Origin of the sequence: Streptomyces sp. GESEQ-4, assembly GCF_017948455.1 — a bacterium.
Classification (GTDB): domain Bacteria; phylum Actinomycetota; class Actinomycetes; order Streptomycetales; family Streptomycetaceae; genus Streptomyces.
The window spans coordinates 1-13,422 of the sequence record NZ_JAFFSU010000008.1 but is presented as its reverse complement, the minus strand read 5'-3'; the positions used below and the strand labels follow the sequence as shown (position 1 = coordinate 13,422).

Below are 13,422 nucleotides of genomic sequence, written 5' to 3'. Positions count from 1 at the left end.
CCCCTGGACACCACCCACCGGATGCGGGATAACAAGCTTCATACAGTATTCGTCGACTGTATGCAATGTACCGCGAGAGTGCTCCAACCCCCTATGAAGGGACAGGACTTCGCCATGCCCGACGACACTCAGGACGTCATCTCCGGCGGTCACCTCGTCGCCAAAGCCCTGAAGGCCGAGGGGGTCGACCGCATCTACACCTTGTGCGGCGGCCACATCATCGACATCTACGACGGCTGCGTCGACGAGGGCATCGAGGTCGTCGACGTCCGTCACGAGCAGGTCGCCGCCCACGCCGCCGACGGCTACGCACGCATCACCGGCAAACCCGGCTGCGCGGTGGTCACCGCCGGTCCCGGAACGACGGACGCCGTGACCGGTGTCGCCAACGCCTTCCGCGCGGAGTCCCCGATGCTGCTGATCGGCGGCCAGGGGGCCCTCACCCAGCACAAGATGGGGTCCCTCCAGGACCTCCCGCACGTCGACATGATGACGCCGATCACCAAGTTCGCGGCGGCCGTGCCGGACACCGCCCGGGCGGCGGACATGGTCTCCATGGCCTTCCGCGAGTGCTACCACGGCGCGCCCGGCCCCTCCTTCCTGGAGATCCCGCGCGACGTGCTCGACGCCAAGGTGCCGGTGGAGAAGGCCCGCGTCCCGAAGCCCGGGGCCTACCGCGCCTCCACCCGCTCGGCCGGCGATCCCGACGCGATCGAGAAGCTCGCCGACCTGCTCGTGCACGCCGAGAAGCCGGCCATCCTGCTCGGCAGCCAGGTGTGGACGACCCGCGGCACCGAAGCGGCCATCGAGCTGGTCCGCACGCTGAACATCCCGGCGTACATGAACGGCGCCGGCCGCGGCACTCTGCCGCCCGGCGACCCGCACCACTTCCAGCTCTCCCGCCGGTACGCCTTCTCGGGCGCCGACGTCATCGTCATCGTCGGCACGCCCTTCGACTTCCGCATGGGCTACGGCAAGCGGCTGTCACCGGACGCGACCGTCGTGCAGATCGACCTCGACTACCGGACCGTCGGCAAGAACCGCGACATCGACCTCGGGATCGTCGGCGACGCGGGGCTGGTGCTGAAGTCGGTGACCGAGGCGGCTTCAGGACGCGTCAACGGCGGGGCGTCGAAGCGGAAGGAGTGGCTCGACGAGCTGCGCGCCGCCGAGCAGACGGCCCTCGAGAAGCGGCTGCCGAACCTGAAGTCGGACGCCTCGCCGATCCACCCGTACCGTCTGGTCAGCGAGATAAACGACTTCCTCACGGAGGACTCGATCTACATCGGCGACGGCGGCGACATCGTCACCTTCTCCGGGCAGGTCGTGCAGCCCAAGTCACCCGGGCACTGGATGGACCCGGGCCCCCTGGGCACGCTCGGCGTCGGTGTCCCCTTCGTGCTCGCCGCCAAGCAGGCGCGGCCCGACAAGGAAGTGGTGGCCCTCTTCGGTGACGGCGCGTTCTCCCTCACCGGCTGGGACTTCGAGACTCTCGTCCGTTACGACCTCCCGTTCGTCGGCATCGTCGGCAACAACTCCTCCATGAACCAGATCCGTTACGGCCAGAAGGCCAAGTACGGCGAGGCACGCGAGCGGGTCGGCAACACCCTCGGCGACGTCCACTACGACAAGTTCGCCCAGATGCTGGGCGGTTACGGCGAGGAGGTCCGCGACCCCGCCGACATCGGCCCGGCACTGCGGCGCGCCCGCGAGTCGGGCAAGCCGTCGCTGATCAACGTCTGGGTCGACCCGGACGCGTACGCCCCCGGAACCATGAACCAGACGATGTACAAGTGAGGTGACCTCGGCATGACCAAGGCTCTCGAAGGCATCCGCGTCCTCGACATGACGCACGTCCAGTCCGGGCCCTCCGCCACCCAGTTGCTCGCCTGGCTCGGTGCGGACGTGGTCAAGCTGGAGGCGCCGACCGGTGACATCACGCGCAAGCAGCTGCGCGACCTCCCGGACGTCGACTCCCTCTACTTCACGATGCTCAACTGCAACAAACGGAGCATCACCCTCAACACCAAGACCGAGCGCGGCAAGGAGATCCTCACCGAGCTGATCCGGCGCTCGGACGTCATGGTCGAGAACTTCGGGCCGGGCGCGGTCGACCGTATGGGCTTCACCTGGGACCGCATCCAGGAGATCAATCCGCGGATCGTCTATGCCTCCATCAAGGGGTTCGGGGACGGGCCGTACACCAACTTCAAGGCCTACGAGGTCGTCGCGCAGGCCATGGGCGGGTCGATGTCGACCACCGGTTTCGAGGACGGGCCGCCGCTGGCGACTGGGGCCCAGATCGGTGACTCGGGAACGGGCGTGCACGCCGTGGCGGGGATTCTCGCGGCGCTTTTCCAGCGGGAGAACACCGGGCGTGGTCAGCGGGTCAACGTGGCCATGCAGCACGCTGTACTCAATCTGTGCCGGGTGAAGCTGAGGGATCAGCAACGCCTGGCACAAGGGCCCCTCGCTGAATATCCCAACGACGACTTCGGCGACGAGGTTCCCAGGTCCGGAAACGCGTCCGGCGGCGGTCAACCCGGCTGGGCCGTCAAGTGCGCGCCGGGCGGCCCGAACGACTACGTGTACGTGATCGTGCAGCCCGTCGGATGGAAGCCGATCACCGAGCTCATCGGCCGGCCCGAACTGGCCGACGACCCCGAGTGGTCGAGCCCCGAGGCCAGGCTGCCCAGGCTCAACAAGATGTTCCAGCTGATCGAGGAGTGGTCCGCGACGCTTCCCAAGTGGGAGGTGCTGGAGAAGCTCAACGCGCACAACATCCCGTGCGGTCCGATCCTGTCCACCAGGGAGATCATCGAGGACCGGTCGCTGGTCGCCAACGAGATGGTCGTGACGGTGCCGCATCCCGAGCGGGGCGAGTTCGTCACCGTCGGCAGCCCGCTCAAGCTCTCCGACTCGCCCGTCGAGGTGAGCAGTTCACCGCTGCTCGGCGAGCACAACGAACAGGTCTACATCGGCGAGCTCGGCCTCGGCGACGAGGAACTGCGCCTGCTCAAGTCGAACGGAGTGATCTGACGTGATGGCCGAAGACCGCCTCCTGAGGGTGCGCACGCTCCTCGATGCCGTGCGGGCCGAGGGACGCACCGCGCTGACCGCACCCGAGGGCAAGGTGATCGCCGACGCGTACGGGATCGCCGTACCCGGCGAGGAGTTGGCGACGGACGTCGAGGAGGCGGTGTCGTACGCGGCGCGCTTCGGCGGGCCCGTCGTGATGAAGATCGTCTCCCCGGACATCCTGCACAAGACCGACGCCGGCGGTGTGATCGTCGGGGTCGAGGGCGCCGGCGACGTACGGGCCGCCTTCCACAAGATCATCGAGAACGCGCGTGCCTATGCCGCCGACGCGCGCATCGAGGGCGTTCAGGTCCAGGAACTCCTCCCCCAAGGTCAGGAGGTCATCGTCGGCGCGGTGACCGACCCGACCTTCGGCAAGGTCGTCGCCTTCGGGCTCGGCGGTGTTCTCGTCGAGGTCCTCAAGGACGTCACCTTCCGCCTCGCGCCGGTCGACGCGGACGAGGCGCTGTCCATGCTGGACTCGATCCGCGCGGCCGAGATCCTGCGCGGTGTGCGCGGGGCGCCGGCCGTGGACCGGTGGGCGGTCGCCGAGCAGATCCGCCGGGTGTCCCAACTGGTCGCGGACTTCCCGGAGATCGCCGAGGTGGACCTCAACCCGGTGATCGCCACCCCCGAGGGCGCGGTCGCGGCGGACATCCGGGTCATCCTCGCCGAGTCGCAGCCGACGCCCCGGCGGACGTACACCCGTGACGAGATCCTCACCTCCATGCGCCGCCTGATGCAGCCCTCCTCGGTCGCCGTGATCGGCGCCTCCAACGAGCAGGGCAAGATCGGCAACTCGGTGATGCGCAACCTCATTGACGGCGGCTTCTCCGGGGAGATCCATCCGGTGAATCCCAAGGCCGATGACATTCTGGGCCGCAAGGCGTACAAGAGTGTCACGGACGTTCCCGGTGAGGTGGATGTGGCGGTCTTCGCGATTCCCGCCAAGTTCGTGGCCTCGGCGCTGGAGGAGGTGGGACGCAAGAAGATCCCCAACGCCGTCCTCATCCCCTCCGGGTTCGCGGAGACCGGCGAGCACGCACTCCAGGCCGAGATCGTGGCGATCGCCGAGCGGCACGGCGTCCGGCTGCTCGGGCCGAACATCTACGGCTACTACTCGACCTGGCAGGACCTGTGCGCCACGTTCTGCACGCCGTACGACGTCAAGGGCGGGGTGGCGCTGACCTCGCAGTCCGGTGGCATCGGGATGGCCATCCTGGGGTTCGCGCGCACCACGAAGACGGGTGTGTCGGCGATCGTCGGCCTCGGCAACAAATCGGACCTGGACGAGGACGACCTGCTGACGTGGTTCGGCGAGGACCCGCACACCGAGTGCATCGCGATGCACCTGGAGGACCTCAAGGACGGACGCGCCTTCGTGCGGGCCGCGCGGGCGACCGTACCGAAGAAGCCGGTCGTGGTTCTCAAGGCGGGGCGTACGGCGGCCGGTGCGAAGGCGGCCGGTTCGCACACCGGGGCGCTCGCGGGCGACGACGCCGTGTACGACGACATCCTCAAGCAGGCCGGTGTCATCCGGGCGCCCGGGCTCAACGAAATGCTCGAGTACGCGCGCGGGTTGCCGGTGCTTCCCGCTCCCCAGGGCGACAACATCGTGATCATCACCGGGGCCGGCGGCAGCGGTGTGCTGCTGTCGGATGCCGTGACCGACAACGGGCTGTCCCTGATGGAGATCCCGCCGGACCTGGACGAGGCCTTCCGGAAGTTCATCCCGCCCTTCGGGGCCGCGGGCAACCCGGTGGACATCACCGGGGGCGAGCCGCCGTCGACGTACGAGGCGACCATCCGTCTCGGCCTGGAGGATCCGCGCATCCACGCGCTGGTCCTAGGCTACTGGCACACCATCGTCACTCCCCCGATGGTCTTCGCCGAACTCACCGCGCGCGTGGTGGCCGAATTCCGGGAGCGCGGCATTCACAAGCCCGTCGTCGCGTCGCTCGCCGGTGACGTCGAGGTCGAGGAGGCCTGCCAGTACCTGTACGAGCGCGGGGTCGTGGCGTACCCGTACACGACCGAGAAGCCGGTGGCGGTGCTCGGCGCGAAGTACCGGTGGGCGCGGGCGGCAGGCCTGTTGGGGGGCGGCTCATGAGGTGAGGGAGCAGGGGCCGGCCGACGGTGCGCGTCGGCCGGCCCCGGGACCCGCGCGCGCACGAAAGGCATTGGACAGGGGGCGCTGGCCAGAACTTTCGACGCTAGGGGTGCAACCAACTGTGACTACCACCGACGTTTCATCGGTCACCGCCTACCGGGAGGTGACCGACAAGAACGGACGCGTCTACCGCATCGGCGAGTCCGACATCGACATCATGGGTCGCAAACGCAAGTGGATGGTGATCCTGCCCTGGATCGGCATGATGGGCATCTCCTCCGCCGAGTACGCGTTCGCGTCCGCCGAGGACACGCTGCACACCGCGCACCATTGGAACAGCATGCACATCTTCTGGATGATGACCGTCTGGGTCTTCTTCCAGGCCGCGGTGGCCTTCCCCGCGGGAAAACTGCGTGAGAGCGGCAAACTGCCCGCCCGCTGGGCGATGATGCTCGGCGCGACGGGCACGTTGCTGGGTTATTTGTCACTGGCCTTCGCGCCGCACGTGATCGTCGCCTATGTCGGCTTCAGCGTGTTCAGCGGTATGGGCGCGGGCATGGTGTACGCCACCTGCGTCAACATGGTGGGCAAGTGGTATCCGGAGCGGAAGGGCGGCAAGACCGGGTTCGTCAACGGCGGTTTCGCCTATGGCTCGGTGCCCTTCGTCTTCCTCTTCAACGGCTACATGGACCTCACCAACTTCCGCTGGGTGCTGGTCTCGGTGGGTGTGTTCCTGGCCGGGATGGTCGCGTGCTCCGGCTACTTCTTCAGGGACCCGCCGAAGAACTGGTGGCCCGCGACGATCGACCCGCTCAACCCGCCGAAGGACCCGCGCGCGGCACGCTCGCTGCGCATGAACCCACCGGCCGTCAAGCAGTACACCCCCAAGGAGGCGTGGAAGACAGGCCGGGTGGCCCTGATGTGGTTCTGTCTGGCGTGCACGTCCGGCGTGAACATCTTCGGTATCGCCTTCCAGGTGGACATCGGCGAGGAAGCCGGATTCGCGGGCGGCATCGTGGCAACCGCCATGTCCCTCAAGGCGATCGTCAACGGCACCGGCCGCGGCGTCATCGGCTGGCTCTCCGACCTCTACGGCCGCAAGCGGTGCCTGCTCGCCGTCTGCGTCATCCTGGGCCTGTCCCAGTACGGCATCCTCTGGTCGGCCGACATGAAGAACCTGCCGCTGTTCCTGGTCTTCTCCTCGATCTCCGGCTTCGGCGGCGGCGCCATCTTCCCGATGTTCGCCGCGCTCACCGCGGACTACTTCGGTGAGAACAACAACGCGTCCAACTACGGCATGGTCTACAGCGCCAAGCTCGTCTCCGGTCTGGGCGCCGGCATGGGTGCCGTGGTCGTCGGTGCCTGGGGACACTCGGGTGCCTTCATCCTGGCCGGCTCCATCTCGCTCTTCGCCGGCTGCGTGGCAGTGTTCCTGAGTCCACCAGGGCGCGACAAGGGCCGCATCACTCCCAACCCGCACCCGCTCGGCGAGGAGACGGCGTGAGCACGAGGAGGCCCCTCCCGCGGAGCTCGGGAGGGGCCTCCTCGTGTGTGAGTGTGCCGTTCAGCACTTCTCACGCAGTGAGTGCAGGTGCGCACTGGACCGGCGGGCGAACGTGAAGGACTCGGTCGGGTTGTCGTGTTCGGCCTGCCAGTGGTGGGCCAGGCGGTGGCCCTTCAGGCGCGTGACGCCGGAGATGAAGCGCTGGTAGTCGATGTCGCCGTCGCCGACGTCGGTCATGCGGTAGCCGTACTGATTCGACGGGTCGCTCTCGCCGTCCTTCACATGGAACAGCGGGTAGCGGTCCGGCTGCTTGAGTACGTAGTCGAGGGGCTCGAAGGGGGCGGGCGTGCCGTCGACCCGCTTGGAGAAGCGGAACTGGCCCGAGTACGCCCAGAAGATGTCCATCTCCAGGTACACGAGTTTCGGGTCGGTCTCGGCGAGCAGCACGTCGTAGAGGCGGACGTTCGGCTTGTCGGTGGCGAAGGAGAACTCCTCGGAGTGGTTGTGCTGGTAGAACTTCATGCCGCGGGCCCTCGCCGCCGCGCCGTAGGTGTTGAACTCCTCGGCGGCGCGCTTCCACGCGTCGACGGTCGAGCCGTAGCGGAACGGGTTCGACGCGGTGCCGATGTGCTTGAGGCCGAGGGCCTGGGCGTCGTCGAGGACCTTGGTGAGGTTCTGCGCGAAGGTGTAGGCGTTCGGGTCGTCGGAGTAGTAGCCGACGTGGCTGCCGATCGGGTTCAGACCGTGGTTCCTCGCCAGCCGCTTGAGCTGGGCGAGCGTGATCGGGCCCGCCGAACCCTGGGTGTATCCGGCGAACTCGACCTCGTCATAGCCGTACTTCTCCAGTTCAGCGAAGACGGCGGCGAAACCGAGGGTGGAGACCTTGTCGCGGAGGCTGTAGAGCTGGATGCCCAGGCGGCCGGGGGGCAGGACGGGACGGCCGCGGCGCTGGGCGCCGGCTGTCGCGTCGGTCGCGGCGACGGCCGGAGTGGAGGTGGCGCCGAGCAGGGCGGCGGCGGTGGCGCCGGCGGCCACGCCGAGCATGCCTCGTCTGCTGAGGCGGTGGGCCAGTTCGGGGTCGTGCGCCTTGCTGGATCTGGCGGTGCGGGGTGTGCGGCTCATCTGGAACTCCTCGTGGTGGGAGGGCGTTGTCAGTGGTGAGTGCTTCACTTGTGACCAGTCGGACCTGATGGGTTCACTCCTCAGGTGAGACCGGCTAGTTGGAGCAGCAGTGACTTCACATCGGTGGCCGCGACGCGGTCACCGACAGCGCGGGGGGTGGAGCAGATGAAGAGCGGACCGTCGTCGTCGCTCGCCGGGAGGCGGCCGTGGCTGCCGCGAATAGGTGAGGGATCCAGGGGCACGACCGCCATGCGGTAGCGCATGCCGAGTTTCTTGCGGGCCAGGGCGGTGGCCGCCTTGACCTTCACATAGGGGTCGAGCGGGTCCATGAAGAGCTCGACGGGGTCGTAGCCGGGTTTGCGGTGGATCTCGACCAGCTGCGCGAAGTCGGGCGCGCGGTCGTCGTCGAGCCAGTAGTAGTACGTGAACCAGGCGTCCGGCTCCGCCACGGCGACCAGCTCGCCGGAGCGCGGATGGTCGAGATGGTGGGCCTTCTTTCCCTCGTCGTCGAGGAGTTGCTCGATGCCGGGCAGATCGTGCAGCGCCTGCCGGACGGCCTCCAGGTCTTCGGGTCGGCGTACGTAGACATGGGCGATCTGGTGGTCCGCTACCGCGAAGGCCCGTGAGGCCATCGGGTCGAGGTACTCCATGCCGTCCTGCGTGTGGACTTCGAGCAGGCCGGCGCGGCGCAGTGCGCGGTTGATGTCGACCGGGCGGCTCACGCGGGTGATGCCGTACTCGGACAGGGCGACGACGGTACGGCCTTCGGCGCGGGCGTCGGCCAGGAGCGGGGCCAGGGCCGCGTCCAGGTCGCCGGCCGCCTTGAGGGAGCGTGGGTCGTCGGGGCCGAAACGCTGCAGGTCGTAGTCGAGGTGAGGGAGGTAGCAGAGCGTCAGGTCGGGGTGCCTGGTGCGCATGATGTGACGGGTCGCGTCGATGATCCAGCGGCTGGAGACCAGGTCCGCGCCGGGTCCCCAGAAGTGGAAGAGGGGGAAGGTGCCGAGTTTCTCGGTGAGTTCGTCGTGCAGGGCCGGGGGCCGGGTGTAGCAGTCGGGTTCCTTGCGGCCGTCGGCGTAGTAGACCGGACGGGGGGTGACGGTGATGTCGGTGTCGGCGCCCATGGCGTACCACCAGCAGATGTTGGCGACCGTGTAGCCGGGGTGCGCGCGGCGGGCGGCGTCCCAGAGCTTGTCTCCGGCGACCAGGCCGTTGTGCTGCCGCCACAGCAGGACGTCGCCGAGTTCGCGGAAGTACCAGCCGTTGCCGACGATGCCGTGCTCGGACGGGTGGGTGCCGGTGAGGAACGTGGACTGGGCGGCGCAGGTGACGGCCGGCAGGACGGTGCCGAGCGGTGCGCGGGAGCCGGACTGGGCGAGCGTCTTGAGGTGGGGCATGTGGTCCAGCAGGCGGGGGGTGAGACCGACGACATCGAGGACGAGGAGAGGAGTGGGCCCTTCGGATCGGGTCATGGCAGTTCCTTCAGGCCGAGGTCCGTCAACAGATCGCGGGCGAGGGCGAGTTCGGCGGCGATGCCGTCGGCGAGCTGGGTCCGGCCGCGGGGACGCAGCTCGGGCGGGAGGGCCTGCCAGGTGTACGTCTCGACCTCGAGGTGGCTGGTGAGCGGGTGCGGGCCGCCCACCAGGCGGGTCAGTACGGACTTGAGCACGGGGAGCGTGGAGGTGAGGGGCGCGGCGGGGGCCGCGTGCAGCGGGACATGGAAGTGGGCGCGCCAGGGGGCGCCGTCGGGGAGGGAGTCGCCGTTGAGGGCTTCGCCGAGGTCGTCGGTGCCGCGCAGGCCGGCGGCGGTGGCCGTGCGGGTCTGGTGCAGGAAGCGGGGTTCGTCGAAGGCGGCGAGGGCCGTACGGACTTCGGGGAGATGGGGGTGTTCGGCGTGCAGGGCGGCGGAGAGCTGGGACTTGACGACAGGGACGCGGGCTTCGGTGAGCGCGTCCAGGGCGGTGTGCGGGTCTTCGAAGGAGGTGGCGAGGTGGCAGGTGTCGACGCAGATGCCGATGCGGTCGTGCGCGATCGCGGTCAGCGGAGCGAGGGCGTCGGCGGTGGTCTCGACGACGCAGCCGGGCTCCGGTTCCAGGCCGATGCGGATGGACCGGCCGGTCAACTCGTGGAGGGCGTCGAGGCGTTCGGCGAGCGCGAGCAGGGCGGTGCGGGCCGTCGCGGAGCGCTCCTCGGTGGCGGCGGTGCGCCAGGCCAGGGGCAGCGTGGAGATGGTGCCCTCGGTGACATCGTCGGCGAGCAGCGCGGCGAGGACGCGGGCCAGGGCGAAGGTGTGGTCGAGACGTTCCGGGTCGGCCCAGTCCGGCTTGTAGACGCGGTACTTGACCTCTTCGGCGCCGAATCCTTCATAGGGGAAGCCGTTGAGGGTGACGACTTCGAGGCCGCGGCGGTCGAGTTCGGTGCGCAGTCCGCGCAGGGCGGACGGGTCGGTGACGAGGGCGTGGGCGGCGTCCTTGGCGAGCCAGAGGCCGATGCCGAGGCGGTCGCGGTGGAGGCGCCGGCGCACGGGTTCGCAGTGGTCGCGGAGTTGCGCGAGGACTCCGTCGAGGGTTTCGGCGGGGTGGACGTTGGTGCAGTAGGCGAGGTGGACGGTGGAACCGTCGGGGTGGCGGAAGCGCATCGCTCACTCCCCGCCGCGCAGGATGGAGTTGCCCTCGTGGGTGGCGTCGGTGGCGGCGACGTCGAGGACGAGTCGTCCGCTGAGGCCGTAGAAGGCGACGGGGTTGCGCCACAGCACCCGGTCGACGTCGTCCTCCGTGAAGCCCTCGGCCAGCATCAGATCGGCGACCTTGCGGGTCTTCAGGGGGTCGCTGCGGCCCCAGTCGGCGGCGGAGTTCACCAGCACCTGCTCGGGGCCGTACTGCTGGAGGATCGCCACCATCCGCTGCTCGTCCATCTTGGTCTCGGGATAGACGGAGAAGCCCAGCCAGCAGCCGCTGTCCTTGGCCTCCTTGACGGTGGTCTCGTTGAGGTGGTCGACCAGGACGCGTTCCGGGGGCAGCGCGGACTCCCGGACGGCGTCGAGGGTGCGGCGCAGGCCGGCCAGCTTGTCGCGGTGGGGGGTGTGCACCAGCGCGGGCAGGCCGTGGTCGGCGGCGAGCTGGAGCTGGGCGGCGAGCGCGGTGTCCTCGGCGGGGGTCATGGAGTCGTAGCCGATCTCACCGACGGCCACGACCTGGTCCTTGACGAGATAGCGGGGCAGTTCGTCGAGGACGGGGAGGCAGCGCGGGTCGTTCGCCTCCTTGGGGTTGAGGGCGAGCGTGCAGTGGTGGGCGATGCCGTACTGGGCCGCGCGGAAGGGTTCCCAGCCGAGGAGGGAGTCGAAGTAGTCGAGGAAGGTGGCGGGAGAGGTGCGGGGCTGGCCGAGCCAGAAGGAGGGCTCGACGACGGCGCGGACACCGGCCGCGTGCATGGCCTGGTAGTCGTCGGTGGTCCGTGACGTCATGTGGATGTGGGGGTCGAAGATGCGCATCAGGACTCCTTGCCGTGGGGGTCGGCAGCTGAGTGCCGTGTGGGTCCGGGCTCGGTCAGGGCCAGGACGCGGTGCAGGTCCTCCGGTACGGGACGGCCCGCGGCGCTGCGTTCGGCCGCGTAGTCGCCGAGCATGCGGGCGAGTTCGGCGTCGCCGTGGGCGCGGCGTTCCAGGTCGGCCACCTCGTCGACCGGCACGCCGGTGAACAGGCACTTCAGGACCGCGTGCCGCCAGTGGTGGGGGGTGAGGTGACGGGCGGCGTACGGGCCGACGGCCGCGGCGAGGAGGCTGGTGTCGTTGGTGCGCAGGGCGTCCTCGACGAGCGGGAGGGCGTCCGGGCCCGGCACGAGGTGGGGCAGGGCGTGCAGGACGGCTCGGCGTTCGGCGGCGGTGCCCTGGGAGTAGACCCGGGTGAGGGCGTCGGCGTCGGCGTGGGCCGCGTGCAGGATCAGGACGCGGGCGGCGTCGGCATGGTCGGCTCCGCAGCGGCGGCCGGCCTCAGCGAGGCGCAGCTCCCACACCGAGATGGGGCCGTGTGTGCCGGGATGGGCGGCGGCCTCGTCGAGAGCCTGGTCCAGCCAGGCCCGGGCGGCACCGGCAAGGCGGGTCGTGAGGTGGCGGTGCAGCTCGTCCAGCGGGGTGAGGGCGAGTGCGGTGCCGCCTTGGGTGCCGGCCGCGGGGGGCTCCGGCGCGGCGTGCGGTTGCGTCATGGGGTGCTCCCTTCAGGGGTGGCGGAGGGCTCGCCGTGGGGTGGTGCGACGGGAGGGGTGTGTGGGGCGGGGGCGTGCTGTCCGGCCGCGTGCTGTTCGGCGGCGTACTGTCCGGCGGCCTGCTGGAGGAAGGGAAGGGAGAGTTCGGCCTGGTGTGGGCCCGCGTGGGAGTGGCGGGGCAGTTCGACGACGGTCAGGCCCTGGTAGCCGGTGGCGGCGAGGGCGGCGAGTACCGGCGGGAAATCGATGTCGCCGTCTCCGAAAGGGAGGTGTTCATGGATGCCGCGGCGCATGTCCTCGATCTGGACGTGCCGCAGCCAGGGGGCGGCGGCGCGAACGCAGTCGGCGGGCGGCAGGGGTTCCAGGCACTGGCAGTGGCCGATGTCGAGGGTCAGGCCCAGGTACTCGGCGTCACCGAAGGTCTCCCGGAGACGGTGGAAGTCGGCGAGGGTGGCGAGGAGGTGACCCGGTTCCGGTTCGACAGCGAGCGGGACGTCGTTGTCGGTGGCGGCATCCAGGACCGGTTCGAGCGACTCGGCCAGCCTCTTCCACGCCGTGTCCGTGTCCGTCCCGGCCGGGGTGATTCCGCTGAAGCAGTGGACCGCGTGCGCGCCCAGGTCCGCGGCGACCCGGACGGCCCGGATCAGCAGGTCGACCCGGCGCGCCCGATCCGCCGGATCGGCGTCCAGCAGAGAAGGGCCGTGCTTGCGGCGCGGGTCGAGCACATAGCGGGCGCCGGTCTCCACGGTGACGTCCAGCCCGAGCGCGTCCAGCCGTTGCGCGACCCGGCGGGTGCGGGCGGCGAGGTCGGGCGCCATCGGGTCGAGGTGCATGTGGTCGAGGGTCAGCCCGACTCCGTCGTAGCCGAGGTCGGCGAGCAGGGAGAGGGCGTCGTCGAGACGGAGGTCGGCGAGGCCGTTGGTTCCGTAGCCGAAACGGAGGAGGTGGGGGCCGCGGTTCGGGGTGGTTGCTGGGGCGGCTTGCGCGAGGCCTGTCTTGTCGTCACCCCTGGTGGAGGCGGCCGATGCTCGGGTGTTCTGGGGAAGGTGAGGTTCCGGGGTCATGTGATAGTCACCTTCCTTGCGAACCTGCGGGCGAGTGGGGCCAGGGCGGCGGTCAGCAGGGCGGTGGCGGGGGCGCCGGAGCGGGCGGCGAGGGCGGCTTGGAGGGGGATCATCGCGCGGATGCCGCCGGCGACGGCGCGTTGGGTGAGTGGGGGTGACGGGTTGAGCGTGGCGTGGAAGTAGGGGCGGGCCGCGGTTGCCGCGTAGACCGTGGCGAGGGCTGTGGGAAGGGGGGTCGGGGTGGCCGGGGGTGGCATGGCGGGGGGGGGGGTTGGGGGGGGGGGGGGGGGGGGGGGGGGGGGTTGGGGGGGGGGGGGGGGGGGGGGGGGGGGGGGGGGGGGGGGGGG

Annotated in this window: 10 protein-coding genes and 1 pseudogene; 4 read left to right on the top strand and 7 right to left on the bottom strand. The window is 69.8% G+C overall.

Annotation, left to right across the window (positions count from 1 at the left end; genetic code table 11):
- Positions 1-114: 114 nt before the first annotated feature.
- The 4 genes from KCH48_RS17250 (at position 115) to KCH48_RS17235 (ending at position 6,692) form a co-directional block, all read left to right on the top strand.
- The gene (locus KCH48_RS17250; RefSeq protein ID WP_210575076.1) at positions 115-1,797 is read left to right on the top strand and encodes a thiamine pyrophosphate-binding protein; all 1,683 of its coding nucleotides are present in this window, start codon (positions 115-117) and stop codon (positions 1,795-1,797) included.
- Positions 1,798-1,809: 12 nt separating this feature from the next.
- The gene (gene frc, locus KCH48_RS17245; protein WP_210575074.1) at positions 1,810-3,039 is read left to right on the top strand and encodes a formyl-CoA transferase; all 1,230 of its coding nucleotides are present in this window, start codon (positions 1,810-1,812) and stop codon (positions 3,037-3,039) included.
- A gap of 4 nt (positions 3,040-3,043) precedes the next feature.
- Entirely contained in the window at positions 3,044-5,188 is a 2,145-nt protein-coding gene (locus KCH48_RS17240) for an acetate--CoA ligase family protein (protein WP_210575489.1), read from the top strand.
- A gap of 121 nt (positions 5,189-5,309) precedes the next feature.
- The gene (locus KCH48_RS17235; RefSeq protein ID WP_210575072.1) at positions 5,310-6,692 is read left to right on the top strand and encodes an OFA family MFS transporter; all 1,383 of its coding nucleotides are present in this window, start codon (positions 5,310-5,312) and stop codon (positions 6,690-6,692) included.
- Positions 6,693-6,752: 60 nt separating this feature from the next.
- On the opposite strand, the gene KCH48_RS17230 is transcribed toward KCH48_RS17235, so the two are convergent.
- The 7 genes and pseudogenes from KCH48_RS17230 to KCH48_RS17200 form a co-directional block, all read right to left on the bottom strand.
- A complete protein-coding gene (locus KCH48_RS17230) occupies positions 6,753-7,814 on the bottom strand; it encodes a sugar phosphate isomerase/epimerase (protein WP_210575070.1) in 1,062 nt (353 codons plus the stop codon).
- Positions 7,815-7,894: 80 nt separating this feature from the next.
- Positions 7,895-9,283 carry a nucleotide pyrophosphatase/phosphodiesterase family protein gene (locus tag KCH48_RS17225; protein ID WP_210575068.1) on the bottom strand — a complete coding sequence of 463 codons (1,389 nt, stop codon included), beginning with the start codon at positions 9,281-9,283 and terminating at the stop codon, positions 7,895-7,897.
- A complete protein-coding gene (gene eboE / locus KCH48_RS17220; protein ID WP_210575066.1) occupies positions 9,280-10,449 on the bottom strand; it encodes a metabolite traffic protein EboE in 1,170 nt (389 codons plus the stop codon). Before eboE ends, KCH48_RS17225 begins: the two co-directional genes overlap by 4 nt.
- Before the next feature lie 3 nt (positions 10,450-10,452).
- The gene (locus KCH48_RS17215) at positions 10,453-11,301 is read right to left on the bottom strand and encodes a TatD family hydrolase (RefSeq protein WP_210575064.1); all 849 of its coding nucleotides are present in this window, start codon (positions 11,299-11,301) and stop codon (positions 10,453-10,455) included.
- Positions 11,301-12,011 carry an EboA domain-containing protein gene (locus KCH48_RS17210; RefSeq protein ID WP_210575063.1) on the bottom strand — a complete coding sequence of 237 codons (711 nt, stop codon included), beginning with the start codon at positions 12,009-12,011 and terminating at the stop codon, positions 11,301-11,303. The genes KCH48_RS17215 and KCH48_RS17210 overlap by 1 nt, the downstream gene beginning before the upstream one ends.
- Positions 12,008-13,075, bottom strand: coding sequence for a sugar phosphate isomerase/epimerase (locus tag KCH48_RS17205; RefSeq protein ID WP_210575062.1), 1,068 nt, complete (start codon positions 13,073-13,075; stop codon positions 12,008-12,010). Before KCH48_RS17205 ends, KCH48_RS17210 begins: the two co-directional genes overlap by 4 nt.
- Positions 13,072-13,422 (bottom strand): annotated as a pseudogene (locus tag KCH48_RS17200) (hypothetical protein); the annotation flags it as partial. The gene KCH48_RS17205 and the pseudogene KCH48_RS17200, both read right to left, overlap by 4 nt.